Genomic DNA, 17,741 nt, shown 5'->3' with positions numbered 1-17,741 from the left:
GCCCTCATCGCCATCGCCCGAAAGCTCCTGACCATCCTCAACGCCATGATTCGAGACAACAAACCCTGGCGAGACCCAAAAGCCGCATGACAGTTGCTCGCGCGGCTGACGCCGCTTGCCCGGGACGACGAGAGACGACTCGCGACGTGCGCCCGCTCACCCGCCCCGCCGTCCCTTCAGGAAGGGCGCCATGCCGGCGCGGGCGAGTTCGTCGGCGCGCTCGTTCTCGGGGTGGCCGGCGTGGCCGCGCACCCAGTGCCAGCGCACGGTGTGGACGCTGCGGGCGGCGTCGAGCCGCTGCCACAGATCGACATTCTTGACCGGCGAGCCTGAGGCGGTGCGCCAGCCCTTGCGCTTCCAGCCGGCGATCCACTCGGTGATGCCCTGGCGCAGATATTGGCTGTCGGTGTGCAGGTCCACCACGCACGGCCGCTTCAGCGTCTCCAGCGCCGAAATGGCAGCGAGCATTTCCATGCGGTTGTTGGTGGTGAAGGCTTCGCCGCCGCTGAGCTCCTTCTCGACGCCGTCGCAGGCGAGGATTGCCGCCCAGCCGCCGGGGCCGGGATTGCCCGAGCAGGCGCCGTCGGTCCACACCTCGACGCGCTTCGGCGCCTTGCCGGCCGCCGTACCGGTCGCATCCTCGCTCATGCCGCGAGCCCGTAGTCGCGCGCCGAGGAGGCGTAGCGGTGGAAGCGCAGCTTCTTCAGGTACTCGATCGGGTTCTTCGGCCGCACCAGGGCGCCCGGCGGCACGTTCAGCCAGTCGACGAGGCGCGTCAGCAGGAAGCGCAGGGCCGCGCCGCGGCAGAGCAGCGGCAGCGCCGCCCGCTCGGCCTCCGACAGCGGCCGCACCGCCTCGTAGCGCTGCAGCAGCGCCCGGCCCTTGGTGACGTTGAACGAGCCGTCGGGCTCGAAGCACCAGGCGTTGAGGCACACCGCGACGTCATAGGCCAGCGTGTCGGTGCAGGCGAAATAGAAGTCGATCAGGCCGGAGAGCCGGCTGCCGAGGAAGAACACATTGTCCGGGAACAGGTCGGCGTGGATGACGCCTTCGGGCAGGCCGCCCGGCCAGCTTGCCTCCAGCACGCCGAGTTCCTCCTCGATGAGGGCGGCAAGCCCCGGCGCCACCGTGTCGGCGCGGTGGCCGGCACGCTTGGCCAGCGGCCGCCAGCCCGCGACCGACAGCGCATTGGTGCGTTGAAGCGCGAAATCGCCACCGGCGAGGTGCAGCCGGGCCAGCGCCTCGCCGACCTCGGCGCAATGGCTGACGGCGGGCTGGCGCACCGACATGCCGTCGAGAAAGGTTACGATGGCGGCCGGGCGCCCGGCCAGCGTGCCGAGCGCGGTGCCGCCGCGCGCCTTCACCGGCACCGGGCAGGTGAGGCCGCGGCCGGCGAGGTGCTCCATCAGCGCCAGGAAGAACGGCAGGTCGGCCGGGTCCACCCGCTTCTCGTACAGCGTCAGGATGTAGTGGCCGGCGGTGGTGTGGATCAGGAAGTTGGTATTCTCCACCCCCTCGGCGATGCCCTTGCATGACAGGAGGTCGCCAAGATCGTAATGGTCGAGGAACGCCGAAAGCTCTTCGGTTCCGACCTCGGTATAGACAGCCATTGCGTATCCGCCAGAGTTCGTGCGGTTTCCGGCTGATCCCTTCGGGATACCGGAAACGTCTTGCCGAAACCCCCCGTTCTGCAAGAAACTCTCGACAACGGGATTTTTCGGCGAACGGCATACGGTTCTCCGACCTCGGAGGCCGGAAGCCGTATCAAAGACTCGGAGTGCCCATCCGGCTCAACCAGATCGGCGGACGCTCCAGCCCGAAAGGATCGCCGGCCGGAAGCCCCTCTTTCCCTCTCCCCTTGTGGGAGAGGGTGCCGAGCGATCTAAAGATCGCGAGGCGGGTGAGGGGTGAGATTGGCCGGCGTGAAGTACCCCTCACCCGGCTCGACCTCGCCAACGCTCGGCCTCGCCACCCTCTCCCGCAAGGGGAGAGGGAAGAAGAGGCCGCGCCTTTCCATAAGGTTCTACGGCCCTTCAGGCCGGAAACCGTATCAGGCCGCGTCCGGGCGCAGCTCGCGCGGCAGCGGGAAGAACATGTCCTCCTTGACGGTGGTCACCGTCTCCACCGTGATCGCGAAGCGCTCGGCGAAGGCCGCCATGATCTCCTCGATCAGCACGTCCGGCGCCGAGGCGCCGGCGGTGAGGCCGAGGCGGGAGACGCCCTGAAACCGGCTCCAGTCGAGGTCGCTGGCGCGCTGCACCAGCACGGCGACCTTGCAGCCCAGCCGCTCGGCCGCCTCGCGCAGGCGCTGCGAGTTCGACGAGTTCGGCGCGCCGACCACCACCATGGCCTCGACCTGCGGCGCCACCTGCTTGACCGCCTCTTGGCGGTTGGTGGTGGCGTAGCAGATGTCCTCGATGTGCGGCCCGGCGATGGCCGGGAAGCGGCGCTTGAGCGTGGTGATGGCGTCGCGGGTGTCGTCCACCGACAGCGTTGTCTGGGTGACGAAGGCCAGCTCCTTGCCGGCGGGCGGCGCGAACGCCTCGATGTCCTCGACCGTCTCCACCAGGGTCACAGCCCCCTCGGGAAGCTGGCCCATGGTGCCGACCACCTCGGGATGGCCGGCATGGCCGACCAGGATGACGTGGCGGCCGCGCTTGAAATGGATCTCCGCCTCGCGGTGCACCTTGGTGACCAGCGGGCAGGTGGCGTCGAGCGTGGTCAGCTTGCGGCTGGCGGCGGCTTCGCTCACGGTCTTGGGCACGCCATGGGCCGAGAAGATCACCGGCGCCGCGGTGTCGGGCACCTCGTCCAGCTCCTTGACGAACACCGCGCCCTTGGCCTTCAGGCTCTCGACCACGAAGCGATTGTGGACGATCTCGTGGCGGACATAGACCGGCGGCCCGAAACGCTTGAGCGCGGTCTCCACGACGTCGATGGCCCGCGTCACGCCGGCACAGAAGCCGCGCGGCGAGCACAGCAGGATTTGCAAAGGCGGTTTGGCAGTTGCGGCAGGCTCGGTCATGCCGGCAGATGACCCCTGAGCCGGCGGAGTGTCAAGGCGCGGCGGTTGCGGATCAGGCTTCGCCCGGGCGGGGCGGACCGGCGGCGTCCGTGCCGACGAAGGCGATGCGCAGCATATTGGTGGCGCCCGGCGTGCCGAGCGGCACGCCTGCGACCACGATGACCCGCCGGCCGGGCACGGTGAAGCCGTCGAGATAGGCGATGCGGCAGGCGCGGCTGACCATGTCGTCGAGGTCGCGCGGATCCTCGGCGACAATCGGGTGGACGCCCCACACCAGCGCGAGCTGGCGGGCGGTCTCCCAGCACTTGGAGATGGCGACGATGTGGGGCTTGGGCCGCTCGCGCACCACGCGCAGCGCGGTGGCGCCGGAGGCGGTCCAGCAGGCGATGGCGTCGAGCGCCAGGGTCTCGCCGATCTCGCGGGCGCCGGCGGCGATGGCGTCGGCACCGGTGGCCTCGGGCTCGGTGCGTTGGTTGCGCAGCAGCGTGTGGTAGTTGGGGTCGCGCTCCACCTGCTCGGCGATGCGGTTCATCTGCGCCACCGCCTCGACCGGGTACTTGCCGGCGGCGCTCTCGGCCGACAGCATGATGGCGTCGGCGCCCTCGAACACGGCGGTGGCGACGTCCGACACCTCGGCGCGGGTGGGGGTCGGAAACTCGATCATCGATTCGAGCATCTGGGTGGCCACCACCACCGGCCGGCCGATGCGGCGGGCGTGGCGGGTGATCTGCTTCTGCAGGCCGGGCACCTGCTCCAGCGGCAGCTCGACGCCGAGGTCGCCGCGCGCCACCATCAGGGCGTCGGCGATCTCCATGATGTCGTGCAGGCGGGCGATGGCCTGCGGCTTCTCGATCTTGGCCAGCACCTTGGCGCGGCCGCGCGCCACCTTCTTCACCTCGGCGACGTCCTCGGGCTTCTGCACGAAGGACAGCGCGATCCAGTCGACCCCGGTGTCGAGCGCCGCCTCCAGGTCGGTGCGGTCCTTCTCGGTGAGCGCCGAGAACGGGATGGTGGTGTCGGGCAGGCTCACGCCCTTGCGGTTGGAGATCTGGCCGCCGACCTCGACCCGCGTCACCGCGCGCTCGGGCGAGGCCTCCTCGACCACCAGCAGCAGGCGGCCGTCATCGACCAGCAGGCGGTGGCCGGGCTCCAGCGCGCCCAGGATTTCCGGATGCGGCAGGAAGACCCGCGTCGCGTCGCCGGGGGTGCGGTCGGCATCGAGCACGAAGCGGTCGCCGATGGCGAGGGCCTCCTTGCCGGCGGCGAAGGTGCCGACCCGCAGCTTGGGCCCCTGCAGGTCGACCAGGATGCCGATCGGCCGGCCGAACTCGTGCTCGACCTCGCGAATCATCGCCACGAAGCGGCGCATGCCGTCGACCGGCGTGTGGCTCATATTGATGCGGAAGACATCGGCGCCGGCCTGGAACAGGCGGGCGATCATGTCCTTGTCGCTGGACGCCGGGCCCAGCGTGGCGACGATCTTGGTGCGGCGCTGGCGTCTCATATCCGCGGCGGGGCGATTGTCAGCGGGGTTTGACCTTGCCGGTCGAAACAGGCTCGCTCTGCATCGCATCTGTGAGCTGAACCGTCCAGCTTTTTTGCTCGCCGGTGTCGACTTCGAAGAAGCCGGTACGGTCATAGCCGCGCGCCAGGCAGTCCTCGATACCGCGAATCGTGAACTCCTTATCGCGGGTGCACATGAAAGCCTTGCCGGCCCACTCGCCGCCGCGGTCATAGTCTACGCCATAGACATAATAAAACCGTGCGACCAGCGATCCGCGCATCAATGTTTCGCAAGAGTTGGGCGGAAGGTTCCACCAGCCCTCGGTGGTCCAGCGCTCGCCCTCCTTGTAGCCGACGGCGAGGCCGACGCGGCCTCCGGTCTTGTTGCAGACGCGAAAGTCGGCGCGCGCTGAATTGGCGGCGGCCTCGGCAGCCACCTCGGCCGCCACCAGGGCCGCAAGGGCGATGGCGAGCTTGGCGTGACGGCGGAACCGAAGAACGCAGCCGGACATGACCCTACGGAGATGACGTTACAGACCAGACGACAGGATTCGAGAGGTCATATCGTGACCCCGCAGTTCGATCTCGCGGAAAATCCTTGGCGGGGAGCGGGACCTCTCACGAGCGGACCACGAAATCCGGTGCCCGAGGGGCGGATCTCGTTCGGCCCGGCGACCTTTCGCCGGCGCCGGGCGGCGCAGTCAACGCGCCGATCATGGCAGCGGCGGGGCACGCCGCGGCTGCCGGATCGGCGCCGGCCGGCTCACTCGCCGTCATCCTGGCCGCGGCCGTCCTGGAACTTGGCGAACACCTTGGAGAGGTCGACGTCGGTCTTGCCGGGACGCACCTCTTCCTCCTCCTCGGGCTCGATCTCGTCGGCGCGGGTGGTGATCTCGGCGGGAAGCAGCGTGGTGCCGCTGGCGGCGGGCAGCGGCTTCTCCTTGGCGGCGCGCTGGACCTCCAGATCGAGGTCGATCTGCGAGCACAGGCCGAGCGTCACCGGGTCCATCGGCTGAAGATTGGCGCTGTTCCAGTGGGTGCGCTCGCGCACCGCCTCAATGGTCGACTTGGTGGTGCCGACGAGGCGCATGATCTGCGCGTCCTTCAACTCGGGATGGTTGCGCACCAGCCACAGGATGGCGTTGGGGCGGTCCTGGCGCTTGGAGACCGGGGTGTAGCGCGGCCCGCGCCGGCTCTTCGGCTCCGGCACCCGCACCTTGGATTCCAGCAGCTTGAGGCGGCGGCTGGGATCGGCGATGGCGAGGTCGAGCTCCTCACGCGACAATTGGCCGGTGGCGACCGGATCGAGCCCCTTGATGCCCTGGGCGGCCTCGCCATCGGCGATGGCCTTCACCTCCAGCGGATGCAGTTTGCAGTAGTCGGCGATCTGATCGAAGGTGAGCGAGGTGTTCTCGACCAGCCAAACCGCGGTCGCCTTCGGCATAAGGGGGGCGTTGGCCATCACGATCTCCTGGACACAGCGAGGGGCCCAATAGGGGGATTCGACAGGGCAATTTCAATAGGGGTCTTGGTCAAAGGGGCTTGGTCAGTCGGTCAAAGGGGCTTGGTCAATAGGTCCTTGCGCTCCGCCCGTCCTTCCGGACGGAGCCCCGCATCGCGCTCGATGGTCGGGATTTTCGCGCACTATAGGGATTGTGTCCCCGATCCGCAATCGGCGCAGCGCTTGCCGGCGGCGGCCGCGGCGGGTAACCCAGGCATGCGGCGCCGCGACGCGACGACTCCGAACGGGATGATTCCCGCCGATGGTCCCCCCCTCAATGATCCGCATCATCGGCCTCGACCCCGGCCTGCGCCGCACCGGCTGGGGCATCATCGCGGTCGAGGGCTCGCGGCTCGGCTTCGTCGCCTGCGGCACCGTCGTCTCCGACAGCGCCGAGGCGCTGGCCTCCCGCCTCAAGGCCCTGCACGACGGGCTTTGCGCGGTGATCGAGGCCCACCGGCCCGACGAGGCGGCGGTGGAGGAAACCTTCGTCAACAAGGACGCCGGCGCGACGCTGAAGCTCGGCCAGGCGCGCGGCATCGCGCTTCTCGTGCCGGCGCTGGCCGGCCTCGCGGTCGCCGAGTACGCCCCCAATTTGATCAAGAAGACGGTGGTCGGCGCCGGCCATGCCGACAAGGTGCAGATCCAGGCCATGGTGCGGCTGCTGCTGCCCAAGGCCGATCCGCAGAGCGCCGACGCCGCCGACGCGCTGGCGGTGGCCATCACCCACGCCCACCACCGCACCATCCGCAAGCTGGTGGGGTGACGGGGCCGAGAAAACGGCCTGAAAACCGGGTATGACGAGCGCATGATCGGCAAGCTCAAGGGCGTCATTGATTCCTACGGCGAGGATTTCGTCATCCTCGACGTCCATGGCGTCGGCTATCAGGTGCATTGCTCGGCGCGCACGCTGCAGGCGCTGCCCGCCCAAGGCGAAGCCGCGACGCTGGCGATCGACACCTTCGTGCGCGAGGACCAGATTCGCCTGTTCGGCTTCTCCTCCGACACTGAGCGCGAATGGTTCCGCCTGCTGCAGACGGTGCAGGGCGTGGGCACCAAGGTGGCGCTGGCCATCCTCTCCACGCTCAAGCCGGCCGAGCTCGCCAGCGCCATCGCGCTCGCCGACAAGGCGATGGTGGCCCGCGCGCCGGGCGTCGGGCCGAAAGTGGCGGCGCGCATCGTCGCCGAGTTGAAGGACAAGGCGCCGGCCTATGCCGAGGTCGATCCGGCGGTGGCGCGGCTTGCCGGCGCGGTCGAGGACAGGCGGGCGCCGGCACCGGTGGCCGACGCGGTCTCGGCGCTGGTCAATCTCGGCTACGGCCAGCCGCAGGCCGCCGCTGCCATCGCCGCGGCGGTGCGCGAGGCCGGCGAGGACGCCGAGACCGCGCGGCTGATCCGGCTGGGCCTGAAGGAACTGGCGAAATGAATCGGGAAGGCGCGACGCCAAGGAGCGACTTTCGTCACGGGGCTGAATGCGCTGGCAAGCCGCGAGTACCCAGCTACCGCGAGGGCAAAAAATACCACCAGGTCGCCCGAATCTGACGTTGACACGTTCATTTTGAACGTCCATACGTTCTCCGTGGACAGGAGGACGGTATGCTTCGATATGCCTTTTGGAATAATAAGGGTGGTACCGGCAAAACTAGTCTTGCATTTCAGACTATCTGTTTCTTTGCCAGACGCTTTCCGGACAAGCGAATTTTAGTCGTTGATGTCTGTCCGCAGGCGAATCTTTCCGAGTTATTTCTTGGAGGTCTCGTAAAAAAGGGTGGTCAGCAGCTGTTGATGCGTCAAGCAGTTGCTCCGCGTGCCACCATTGGTGGATATTTCCAAATGCGACTTGCTTCCCCATTCTCGAAGCCATCGTTTTCTTTTGCCGATTTCATTACAGCGCCATATCGAGTAAATGGAAATATTCCTAAGAATATTCGGATAATTTGCGGAGACCCGCTGCTCGAGTTGCAGAGCAACTCGATGGCGACGCTTGCGAATGCGAACATTGCCGGCGTCAATACATGGATATCCATTATGGATTGGCTTAAGGATTTTCTTGATGATTCGGAAGATGAGTTTGATTATGTATTTATGGATTTAAACCCAAGCTTTTCGATATATACACAAATTGCTATCGCAAACGTTGATCGGCTGATATTGCCCACAATGGCAGACGATTCATCGCGGCGCGCTATTCAGAATGCATTTTCTCTTATATTTGGACTTCGTTTGCCGTCTCCGATATACTCTGAGCATAACTTTGCGAGCAGGATCATCTCAGCAAAGAGGTCTTTACCTAAGGTCCATCTTATCATACAGAATCGCATTACGCAGTATATGGGAAATGCATCAGCATATTCAGCTGTTCTTAGTGAAATTCGTGACGATGTATCGGGTCTTCTTTCGTCGTACCCTCAGTTTTTTACCTTTTCTGATGTTGCTGATGGCATCCTCGATACTCGTGATTTTCAAACAACCGGCGTGGTCGCCTTTGCTCGAGGTTGCCCATTTGATCAATTGAAAACCGGATATATTCCAGTTCTCGGAAGGCGGGTACGCGTTAACGCTGAGCAACTTCAAAGGTGTAGCGATGAGATCGTTGAGATCATTCAAACGCTTTGATCTGCTCTATGGTCTCACCCCAGCACGTCGCGATAGACCTCGGCCACCGCCATCTCGAAACCGATGGCGGGCAGGGTGAGCAGGGCTGACGGGTCGGTGATCGTCGGCCGCTCCAGCCAAGCCTCGCCCTGGCGGTCCAGCACGTCGATGGCCACCTCGTCGCGGGCGACGATGACATAATGCTGCAGCGAGGGGAGGCGCTTGTAGAGGCTCCATTTCTCGCCGCGGTCGCGGCGCGCGGTGCCGCGGGAGGCCACCTCGACCAGGACGGCGGGGTCGGAGAGCGACGTCGCCTCCTTGTCCAGCGGTCCGCAGCGGACCATCACGTCCGGCAGCGCGGCGAGATCCATGAACCGCTGCTTCAGGTAGAAGGTTTCGGCGAACGGCCGGCAGTCGGAGCCGCGGCGGCGGAAGTCGATCATCATCGCCGTGGTGATGTTCTGGACGATGCGGTTGTGCTCCCAGCGTGCGCCGACCATCATCTTGACGACCCGCCCGCCGAGAAGCTCCCACTTCTCGTTGGCCGGCTTGTCGGCCAGATAGTCCTCGAAATCGTCGAGGCTCATATATTCGAAGCCGTCCTCCGAGCGCGCCCGCATGGCCGTTCTCCTGATCGAACAACTATACGCGGGAACGCCCTTGAACGGGACTCGGCGCGTGCGAGGCGTTCACCGCTTGACGCTTTCCCTGCTCTGCATGACACTGTCATACGCGAGGAGGCGAGCGCCCATGCGCAGCAGCAAGCCGATCACCGTCACCCTGGGCGCCCAGCAGAGCAGTCTCGACCGGCGGCTGGCCTCGGGCGCCTACAGTTCGGCCAGCGAAGTGCTGCGGGCGGGCCTGCGGGCGCTGGACCGGGAGGAGGCGGCGCTCGACGAGATCCTGCGTGAAAAGGTCCGGGCCTCGCTCGCCGATCCGCGGCCGAGCCTGCCGGCGGAGGACGTTTTCGCAGGTTTGCGCCAGCGCCACGCCGCGCGGCTGAAAGCCAGCGACCGTGACGCATGAGGTCCGGTTCCGGCCGTCGGCCGCTGCCGATCTGGTGTCGCTCTACGACCATATCGCCGAAAGGGCCGGACCCCGGATCGCCGGGGACTATCTGTCGCGCATCGAGGCGGCGTGCCGCCGGCTCGATGCGTTTCCGGAACGCGGCACCCGGCGCGACGACCTTGCGCCGGGCATCCGCACGATCGGCTTCGAACGGCGGGTCACCATCGCATTCCGAGTGCTGGGAGGCGTCGTCGAGATCGTCGCCATCGCCTATGGCGGGCGCACCTTCGAGCCGGACCTTCTCGAAGGTGAAGATTAGGGCCAGCCGCAGGCCGCCGCCGCCATCGCCGCCGCGGTGCGCGAGGCCGGCGAGGACGCCGAGACCGCGCGGCTGATCCGGCTGGGGCTGAAGGAGCTGGCGAAGTGAGGGGACGCTGAGTCCGCGTGACCGCCTCGGACCGGCCCTCCGCCGGGAGCCGCGTCCTGCGCCGCCTTGAGGGAGAAAGAGAGCCGGCCCGATCGGCCGGCAACCGTCTCACATCACCACGACCTTCGCGCCGACCGGCGTGCGGTTGTAGAGGTCGATGACGTCGGCGTTCAGCATGCGGATGCAGCCCGAGGACACCGCCGAGCCGATCAGCTCGGGCTCGTTGGTGCCGTGGATGCGGAACAGCGTGTCCTTGCCGCCCTCATAGAGGTAGAGCGCGCGGGCGCCGAGCGGATTGTCGGCCGAGCCCGGCATGTGGTTGGGCAGGCTGAAGCCGGCCTGGCGCATGCGGCTGTGGATGCCTTCGGTCGGCGTCCAGCCCGGCCACTGCTCCTTGCGGCCGACCTTGGCGACGCCCGACCACGCGAACGCCTCCTTGCCGGTGGCGACGCCGTAGCGGATGGCCTTGCCATCCGGCAGCACCAGATAGAGCCAGCGGTTCTGGGTGTCGACGACGATGGTGCCGGGGCTCTCGCGGGTCGGATCGGTGACGATCTGGCGCAGGTGATCCGGCTCGGGCAGCACATTGGTGAAGGACTGCTTGGCGAATTCCTGCCGGTCGCGCGCGGTGAACGCGCTTTCGGGCACCGGATTGTAGGAAACCGAATTGCACCCGCCGGCCAGCATTGCCGCCAGCAACGCGCCTGCAACGCGAATCCGCATCGGTCCCTCCACCTTCGGCCCGGACATGTCGTGATGTCTTGACTTAGCTGATTGGCGAGGGCGTTGCCAATGTCAGACAGGGGCGCAGGCGTGCGAACCGTCCGGCATGTCACCCATCTGCCACAGTGCGCGGCCGGGCGGCGACCGGGAGATGATCGGGTAACGGCCATCTTGCGCCGTATCTTACCACCCAATTTCACGTCGCCTTAAGACCGATCGGCGTAGTGATACGCGCTCCGGCCGAAGCGCCGGCATCTCGCAGTCCGATCGCCGAAAATCCCGTTATCGAACAAGGGTTTTCGGCGAATCTGTTTCCGCGGATCACGAAGGAATCACCCACATTTCGTATGACGTGACGGTTCGCCGCGTTGCGCCGACGCTCATACAGGCAACAATCTGCCTAGATTTACCGCAGTTCGAGCTTAAATGATGGGCTCACGGGCTGCCAAAAAGGGGCGACGACGGTGGAGGAAAAAGACATGAGTGAGAGTCAGCCAGGCGTTCAGCAACGGCCCGACCCGCTTGCTGAGGAGCCCAATCTCGACGAGAAATACCGTCGCATCGGCATTTCCGCCGTGGCCGCCGCCGCGCGTTATGCCGGCCCGCTGCGCAATGAAGACCATGCGCCGGCGCCCGACCGCAGCAAGCTCACCACCGACCAGATGCTGCTCCTCGGCTGATCCGCCGGCCTCAGCTCGAACATCTAGCCTGGATGGCCCTGCCGCTGACGAAACGGCAGGGCTTTTCTGCTGTCCCCTGCCCTGATAGGAACTCCAGTCCGAAGGGCCGGAGCCTCGCGGTCTGATGCGGTTTCCGGCCGACCAAGCTGGTGAACCGTATTCGAATCGTCGGAAATCCCGTTATCGAACAAGGGGTCTTCGGCGAGAGTGTCATCGCGGTCCGGAAGGATCCATCCACCAGCCGTAACAGGCGGTCGATCCGTTACGGGTCGATCGGCCAGCCAGCCGCCCGCCAACCTGCGAGTCTGCGCATGCTCGCCGTCTTCACGCCCAGTGGCGCCTCGCTGGTCCGCTCGCAGCTCGGCAGCCAGGATACCCCGCCGGCGCTGGAGCCCGGCGCGGTCTGGCTCGACCTGATCTCGCCCTCCCCCGCCGAGGCGAAGGCGGTCGAGCTGCTGCTGGGGTTCGAGGTGCCGACCCGCGAGGAGATGCAGGAGATCGAGCCGTCGAGCCGCCTCTATGAGGAGAACGGCGCGCGCTACATGACGGCAACGCTGCTGTGCCAATCGGAAACCGCCCAGCCGCGCCTGTCGCCGGTCACCTTCATCCTGCGCGGCGACAAGCTGGTAACGGTACGCTACGACGAGCCGCGGCCGTTCGCCATTCTCGGCGCCAAGCTGGCCCGCGCCTGCCCGCCCTCGGTAACCGGCCTGCACGTCTTCATGGACCTGCTGGAGGCGATCGTCGACCGCGCCGCCGACACGATGGAGCGGCTGTCGGCCGAGGTCGACAATTCGTCCAGCCGGGTGTTCGCCACCACCCGCGAGGGCACTGGCAAGATCGATTTCAAGCACATCCTGCGCGGCATCGGCCGGCGCGGCGACCTCACCTCCAAGGCGCGCGAGGCGCTGGTGTCGATCGGCCGGCTGCTCTTGTACATGCAGAACGAGAGCGACACGCTCAAGCTGTCGAAGGACATGCGCGCCCAGATCAAGTCGATGAGCCGCGACGTCGCCTCGCTCACCGATCACGCCAGCTATCTCGGCGACAAGGTGCAGTTCCTGCTCGATGCGACGCTCGGCCTCGTCACCATCGACCAGAACAACATCATCAAGATCTTCGCGGTGCTGTCGGTGGTGTTGATGCCGCCGACCCTGGTCGCCTCCATCTACGGCATGAACTTCAAATTCATGCCGGAGCTGGAATGGCATTACGGCTACCCGCTGGCGGTGGGCTTCATGCTGCTGGCCGCCGCGCTGCCCTATCTGTTCTTCCGTTGGAAGAAGTGGCTGTAGAGCATTCTCCGCAAGAGCGGATACCGGTTTTGCGAAAGAGAATGCGATAAACCAAGAACTTAGAGCATTTTCCGCACAAGTGGATACCGGTTGTGCGAAAGAGAATGCGATAAACGAGAAACCTAGAGCGTCCGATCTGATGCAGTCAGATCGGATCACGCTCTAGGTCCGCCTGATCCAATCGGATCGGCGGACGCTCCAGAGCATTATCACGCCGCCAGCGGCGGCGGCACGAAGGTCGAGCCGCGCTCTTCCAGCAGCGCGGCGATCGCCACCGCCATCCGGTCATGGCCCTCGGCGCAGACGATCTGCACGCCGCGCGGCAGGCCGTCGGGGCCGCGCTCGACCGGCGCCACCGCCGCCGGCAGGTGGGCGAGGCTGGCGAGCGACGACCACAGCAGGAAATCGAGCCACGGCCGCTCCGTGCCGTCGACGCTGAGCGTGCGTTTCGTCAGATCGTCGGTCGCCGGGTGCGGCACCGCCCCCACCGGCGCCGGCGGCAGCAGGATGGCGTCATAGTCGGCGAAGAACGCCGCCCACGCCCGCTTCATCGCCTGGCGGCGGGCGGTGAGCATCAGCCAGTCGCGGAACGACAGCACCACCCCGCGGGTCTGCAGCGCCGGGTGCGAAACGTCGTCGGCGGCGGTGTCGCTGGCCCGCGCCGCGAGCCGCCGCCGGATCAGCTCCGGCAGTTCGGCGGTGAATTGCGCGGCGTTGAGGATGGCGTAGATCTCGTAGCATTCGTCGAGCGACACCGCCGGCCGGGCGATATTGATGACGGCGCCGGCCTCGGCGAGCTTGCCCGCCGCCACCGCGATGGCGTGCGCCACGCTGGAATCGACCGGGGCGAAGCCGTCGGCATCCCACAGGGCGATGCGCAGGCCCCGTCCGTCGCGCTGGCGCGGTTCCGGCAGGTCGAGCACGAAGGCGCCCCGCCGGTCGCCCGGCGGCGCCAGCACGTCCAGCACCCGTTCGAGGTCGCGCGCCGAGCGCGCCAGCGGCCCCAGCGCCCAAAGGTCGAGTTCCGGCAGGTCGGGCGAGGCCGGCGGCACGATGCCCGCGAGCGGCACCACGCCGAAGCTGGTCTTCAGCCCGAACAGGCCGCAGGCGTGCGCCGGCCAGCGGATCGAGCCGCCGAGGTCGGAGCCGAGCTCGAAGGCGCTGAAGCCGCAGGCCACCGCCACCGCGGCGCCGCCCGAGGAGCCGCCCGGCGAGCGGTCGAGATCCCACGGGTTGGAGGTGCGGCCGAAGATCGGATTGTTGGCGACGAAGTCGCCCGAATAGGGCGGCACATTGGTCTTGCCGAGGATCACCGCGCCTGCCGCCCGCAGCCGCGCCACCGCCACCGCGTCGTCGTCGGGCACGTAGGCCGACAGCGCCGGCACCCCGCCGGTGGAGCGCATGCCCTTGACCGCGAACGCATCCTTGATGGTGATCGGCAGGCCCTCCAGCGGCCCGGCCCGCCCCTCCGCCCGCCGGGCGTCGCTTCGCCGCGCCGCGGCGCGGGCGCCCTCGGGATCGCGCGTCACCACCGCGTTGAGCCGGCCGTCGAGGGCGCCGATGCGCGCCAGCGCCGCCTCGGTGAGGTCGGCCGCCGACACCTCGCCGGCGGCGAGCCGGTCCAGCAGCACATGCGCCGGCGCGAGCAGATGGGCATCGAGCGTCATGGTGATCTCCGTTGCGCAAGACGGTGACACCAACGGCCGCGAAAGCTGACCGTTGGTACGAGGCCGCGAAGGCGCCCGCGCGAAGCCGGAGGCGTCGTGATGGCAACCCTTTGTTTAGCACCCGCCGGCGACCGGTTCACTCGTCGTGTTGAGGCCCGACCCGCTTTACAGCCGGCCATGCGGTGGTGTTGATGCCGTCATGCCGGTCCGCGCCAGCTCCATCCGCGCCGTGCTGTTCGACAAGGACGGCACCCTGGTTGATTTCGACGCCACCTGGGGCCCCGCCGGGCTCGCGGTGATGCGGGCGCTGGCGGGCGGGGACGATAACGCCCTGGCCCGCCTGCTCGACGTCGCCGACTACGATCTCGCCGCCCGCCGTTTCCGCCCGACCTCGCCGGTGATCGCCGGCTCCAGCGGCGACTACGGCCCGCAATGGGCCGAGGCGCTGCGGCGGCCGACCAGTGCGGCGTTCTTCGCCGAGATGGATGCGCTGTTCCTGGCGCATGGCCTCGACTGGGTGGCGCCGGTCGGCGCGCCCGGCCCGGTGCTCGACGCCCTGGCCAGCCGCGGCGTGGCGATGGGCATCGCCACCAATGACGGCGAGGCCAGCGCCCGCGCCCAGATGGCGGCACTCGGTCTCGACCGCCACCTCGCCTTCTATTCGGGCTGGGATTCCGGCCACGGCCGCAAGCCCGGCCCGGGGCCGGTGCAGGCGTTCGCCGCGGCGGTCGGGGTGGCCCCGCACGAGGTCGCCTTGGTCGGCGACTCGCTGCACGATCTGCATGCCGCGCGCGCCGCCGGCGCGCTGGCGGTGGCGGTGCTCACCGGCCCGCGCGGGCTTGCTGCGCGCGACGACATGGCGCCGTTCGCCGACATCCTTCTCGCCACGCTCGACCCGCTGCCGGACCTGCTGGCGAAGGCAGGGGCGTGAAACACGTCCGGTTCGTGCCGCCATGCTCGAATCGGCCTAGATCTTCACCATGCCGCCGCGAGGGCGGTTATGCAGGGACAGCCGAGGAACGCACCCCGATGGTCCGACGCAGGGCGCTACCGGTCGAACGCTATTCGCATCTGGCGATCTGGAGCCGGCGGCTGGCGCTGTTCGCGCTGGCGGTGGCCCTGCTCGGCATCGCGCTGTCGCGCCTCAACATCGTCGAGACGCTGGCGGCGCTGGGGGTGTTCGCCGCCGGGGTGGCGGTGGCGGCGGTGGCGGTGCTGGTGGCGCTGGTGGCGCTGGCGGCGATCTGGAACGACGGCTATCGCGGCCTCGCCCAGGCGGTCACCGGGCTCCTGGTCGGGCTCGTCGTGGTGGCAGGACCGGCGGCAATGGCGGTGATCGCCTACCGGCTGCCGGCGATCCACGACATCTCGACCGATCTCGTCGACCCGCCGCGCATCATCGCCGGGGCGGCGGCCCGCCCGCCCGGCGCCAATCCGGCGGCCTATGAGGGCGAGCGGGTGGCCGCGCTGCAGCAGGCCGGCTATCCGGACCTCAAGCCGCTGATCAAGGACTGGACCCCCGATCAGGCCTTCCGGGCGGCCCGCGAGCTGATCGAGAAGCGGCGCTGGCGCATCCTCGACCAGGTGCCGCCGCGGCCGGGCCGCGAGGGCCGCATCGAGGCGGTGGTCCGCACCCTGGTGTTCGGCTTCCGCGACGACGTGGTCGTGCGCATCCGCCCCGCGGCCGAGGGCGCCCGCGTCGACGTGCGCTCGGCCAGCCGCTACGGCGTGCACGACATCGGCGCCAATGCCCGCCGAATCAAGTCCCTGCTCGCCGATCTCGACGACTGGGAGCCACCCCAGCGCTGATGGCCGCCCGCGCCGACGGTTGGGCGGGGCTGCTTGGCTCTCGCTGACGAACCGGCAGGATGCTATGTGAAAAGACCATGTTGATCATCGAACTCGGCTTTGTGGTCGCCCTGATCGTTCTCAATGGCCTTCTGGCGATGTCGGAACTGGCCGTGGTGTCCTCCCGGCCGGCGCGCCTGCGCATGATGGCCGAACGCGGCGTTGCCGGCGCCGAGCGGGCGCTGCTGCTCGCCGCCGATCCCGGCAAGTTCCTGTCCACCGTGCAGATCGGCATCACGCTGGTCGGCGTGCTGTCGGGCGCCTTTTCCGGCGCCACCATCGGCCTGCGCCTCACCGACGCGCTCGCCGAACTGGGGGTGCCGCGGGGCGTCGCCGATGCGCTGGGCGTCGGCATCGTGGTGGCGCTCATCACCTACGGCTCGCTGATCATCGGCGAACTGGTGCCCAAGCAGCTGGCGCTGTCCAATCCCGAGGCGATGGCTGCCCGCGTCGCCCCGGCCATGAACATCCTGGCCCGCATCTCCTCGCCGGTGGTGGCGCTGCTCGACATGTCGGGCAAGGCGGTGCTGCGGCTGCTCGGCCACGACAGCGAGATCGTCGAGCGCATCACCGAGGAGGAGATCAAGTCGCTGATCGCCGAGGCGGAGACTGCCGGCGTGCTGGAGCCCGGCGAGCGGCAGATGATCGCGGCGGTGATGCGGCTGGGCGACCGGCCGGTGCGCGCGGTGATGACGCCGCGCACCGAGGTCGACATGATCGACCTGCGCGACGACATCGACACCATCCGCGCCGACATCGTGGCCAGCGCCCATTCGCGCCTGCCGGTCCATGACGGCTCGCCGGACGGCGTGCTCGGCGTCATCCAGGCCAAGGATCTGGTCGACGCCTATCTGGCCGGCAAGCCGCTCGACCTGCGCGCGCTGATCCGCGAGGCGCCGGTGATCCCCGACACCGCCGACGCGCTGGCGGTGGTCGAGATGCTCGGCCAGACGCCGCTGCACATCGGGCTGGTGCACGACGAGTACGGCCACTTCCAGGGCGTGGTCACCAATGCCGACATCCTGGAATCGATCGTCGGCTCGCTGCAGTCGGAGGCCGGCGGCGGCCCGGCCGAGCCGGACGTGGTGCGTCGCGAGGACGGCTCCTACCTGATCTCCGGCACCATGCCGATCGACGAGTTGAGCGACCTGATCGGCCTGCCGCTGCCGGACAGTCGCGACTATCACACGCTCGCCGGCTTCCTGCTCGACCGCTTCGGCCACCTGCCCGGCGTCGGCGAGCATGTCGACGCCAATGGCTGGCGCTTCGAGGTGGTCGATCTCGACGGCCGCCGCATCGACAAGGCGATGGTCTCGCGCGTCCCCAAGCGCCACCGCGCAGCGTGATGCGGTTTCCGGCCCGGAGGGATCCTCCGGAAACCGTATGCCGGCACAGGGCAATCGGGTGAAAAATCACGCTGCCAGGAGGCTTGCGAGGAAGTCGTCGTCCCAGGCGGCGACTTTTCGCTT

The 17,741-nt window shown here is 67.8% G+C and carries 19 protein-coding genes and 1 pseudogene; 11 read left to right on the top strand and 9 right to left on the bottom strand.

Annotated features, from left to right (window positions below; all coding sequences use genetic code 11):
- Positions 1–156: 156 nt before the first annotated feature.
- The 6 genes from rnhA to F1193_RS16235 all read right to left on the bottom strand — a co-directional run bounded on the left by rnhA (position 157) and on the right by F1193_RS16235 (position 5,990).
- Positions 157–648: a ribonuclease HI gene (gene rnhA, locus F1193_RS16260; RefSeq protein WP_150098851.1), complete on the bottom strand. Its 492-nt coding sequence runs from the start codon at positions 646–648 to the stop codon at positions 157–159.
- Entirely contained in the window at positions 645–1,610 is a 966-nt protein-coding gene (locus tag F1193_RS16255) for a homoserine kinase (protein ID WP_150098850.1), read from the bottom strand. The genes rnhA and F1193_RS16255 overlap by 4 nt, the downstream gene beginning before the upstream one ends.
- 440 nt (positions 1,611–2,050) lie before the next feature.
- The gene (gene ispH / locus F1193_RS16250) at positions 2,051–3,025 is read right to left on the bottom strand and encodes a 4-hydroxy-3-methylbut-2-enyl diphosphate reductase (protein ID WP_150098849.1); all 975 of its coding nucleotides are present in this window, start codon (positions 3,023–3,025) and stop codon (positions 2,051–2,053) included.
- Positions 3,026–3,077: 52 nt separating this feature from the next.
- Positions 3,078–4,529 (bottom strand): pyruvate kinase, encoded by a 1,452-nt coding sequence (gene pyk / locus F1193_RS16245; RefSeq protein ID WP_150098848.1) that lies wholly within the window; start codon positions 4,527–4,529, stop codon positions 3,078–3,080.
- Positions 4,530–4,548: 19 nt separating this feature from the next.
- Positions 4,549–5,040: a DUF1036 domain-containing protein gene (locus F1193_RS16240; RefSeq protein WP_150098847.1), complete on the bottom strand. Its 492-nt coding sequence runs from the start codon at positions 5,038–5,040 to the stop codon at positions 4,549–4,551.
- 251 nt (positions 5,041–5,291) lie between these two features.
- Positions 5,292–5,990, bottom strand: a complete 699-nt coding sequence (locus tag F1193_RS16235; protein ID WP_150098846.1) for a DUF1013 domain-containing protein — start codon at positions 5,988–5,990, stop codon at positions 5,292–5,294.
- 301 nt (positions 5,991–6,291) lie between these two features.
- On the opposite strand from F1193_RS16235, the gene ruvC reads away from it, so the two are divergent.
- The 3 genes from ruvC (at position 6,292) to F1193_RS16220 (ending at position 8,645) form a co-directional block, all read left to right on the top strand.
- Entirely contained in the window at positions 6,292–6,795 is a 504-nt protein-coding gene (gene ruvC / locus F1193_RS16230; protein ID WP_150098845.1) for a crossover junction endodeoxyribonuclease RuvC, read from the top strand.
- Positions 6,796–6,837: 42 nt separating this feature from the next.
- Positions 6,838–7,455, top strand: coding sequence for a Holliday junction branch migration protein RuvA (gene ruvA / locus F1193_RS16225; protein WP_150098844.1), 618 nt, complete (start codon positions 6,838–6,840; stop codon positions 7,453–7,455).
- A gap of 170 nt (positions 7,456–7,625) precedes the next feature.
- On the top strand, positions 7,626–8,645 hold the full coding sequence (locus F1193_RS16220) for a ParA family protein (RefSeq protein WP_150098843.1): 1,020 nt from the start codon (positions 7,626–7,628) through the stop codon (positions 8,643–8,645).
- A 14-nt stretch (positions 8,646–8,659) separates the two neighbouring features.
- On the opposite strand, the gene F1193_RS16215 is transcribed toward F1193_RS16220, so the two are convergent.
- Positions 8,660–9,244: a Uma2 family endonuclease gene (locus F1193_RS16215; RefSeq protein ID WP_246164495.1), complete on the bottom strand. Its 585-nt coding sequence runs from the start codon at positions 9,242–9,244 to the stop codon at positions 8,660–8,662.
- A 130-nt stretch (positions 9,245–9,374) separates the two neighbouring features.
- Between F1193_RS16215 and F1193_RS16210 the strand changes: the two genes are divergently transcribed.
- From F1193_RS16210 to F1193_RS16200, 3 genes and pseudogenes are all read left to right on the top strand, one after another.
- Positions 9,375–9,650 carry a type II toxin-antitoxin system ParD family antitoxin gene (locus F1193_RS16210; protein WP_150098842.1) on the top strand — a complete coding sequence of 92 codons (276 nt, stop codon included), beginning with the start codon at positions 9,375–9,377 and terminating at the stop codon, positions 9,648–9,650.
- On the top strand, positions 9,640–9,951 hold the full coding sequence (locus F1193_RS16205) for a type II toxin-antitoxin system RelE/ParE family toxin (RefSeq protein WP_150098841.1): 312 nt from the start codon (positions 9,640–9,642) through the stop codon (positions 9,949–9,951). The genes F1193_RS16210 and F1193_RS16205 overlap by 11 nt, the downstream gene beginning before the upstream one ends.
- Positions 9,952–10,059, top strand: a pseudogene (locus tag F1193_RS16200) (Holliday junction branch migration protein RuvA); the annotation flags it as partial.
- A 108-nt stretch (positions 10,060–10,167) separates the two neighbouring features.
- On the opposite strand, the gene F1193_RS16195 reads toward F1193_RS16200, so the two are convergent.
- Positions 10,168–10,782: a L,D-transpeptidase gene (locus tag F1193_RS16195; protein WP_150098840.1), complete on the bottom strand. Its 615-nt coding sequence runs from the start codon at positions 10,780–10,782 to the stop codon at positions 10,168–10,170.
- A gap of 479 nt (positions 10,783–11,261) precedes the next feature.
- Here F1193_RS16195 and F1193_RS16190 point away from each other — a divergent pair, with 479 nt between their 5' ends.
- Positions 11,262–11,462, top strand: coding sequence for a hypothetical protein (locus F1193_RS16190; RefSeq protein ID WP_150098839.1), 201 nt, complete (start codon positions 11,262–11,264; stop codon positions 11,460–11,462).
- Positions 11,463–11,773: 311 nt separating this feature from the next.
- Positions 11,774–12,757 carry a magnesium transporter CorA family protein gene (locus F1193_RS16185; protein WP_150098838.1) on the top strand — a complete coding sequence of 328 codons (984 nt, stop codon included), beginning with the start codon at positions 11,774–11,776 and terminating at the stop codon, positions 12,755–12,757.
- A gap of 209 nt (positions 12,758–12,966) precedes the next feature.
- Here F1193_RS16185 and F1193_RS16180 read toward each other — a convergent pair whose 3' ends face one another.
- Positions 12,967–14,424 (bottom strand): amidase, encoded by a 1,458-nt coding sequence (locus F1193_RS16180; RefSeq protein WP_150098837.1) that lies wholly within the window; start codon positions 14,422–14,424, stop codon positions 12,967–12,969.
- 199 nt (positions 14,425–14,623) lie between these two features.
- Here F1193_RS16180 and F1193_RS16175 point away from each other — a divergent pair, with 199 nt between their 5' ends.
- From F1193_RS16175 to F1193_RS16165, 3 genes are all read left to right on the top strand, one after another.
- Positions 14,624–15,355 (top strand): HAD family hydrolase, encoded by a 732-nt coding sequence (locus F1193_RS16175; protein ID WP_150098836.1) that lies wholly within the window; start codon positions 14,624–14,626, stop codon positions 15,353–15,355.
- A 98-nt stretch (positions 15,356–15,453) separates the two neighbouring features.
- On the top strand, positions 15,454–16,233 hold the full coding sequence (locus tag F1193_RS16170; protein WP_150098835.1) for a DUF1499 domain-containing protein: 780 nt from the start codon (positions 15,454–15,456) through the stop codon (positions 16,231–16,233).
- Positions 16,234–16,310: 77 nt separating this feature from the next.
- Positions 16,311–17,618: a hemolysin family protein gene (locus F1193_RS16165; RefSeq protein WP_150098834.1), complete on the top strand. Its 1,308-nt coding sequence runs from the start codon at positions 16,311–16,313 to the stop codon at positions 17,616–17,618.
- Positions 17,619–17,741 lie beyond the last annotated feature (123 nt).

This window comes from Blastochloris sulfoviridis (assembly GCF_008630065.1).
GTDB lineage: Bacteria > Pseudomonadota > Alphaproteobacteria > Rhizobiales > Xanthobacteraceae > Blastochloris > Blastochloris sulfoviridis.
The sequence above is the reverse complement of the archived record's forward strand: the minus strand, read 5'-3'. Positions and strand labels throughout refer to the sequence as shown.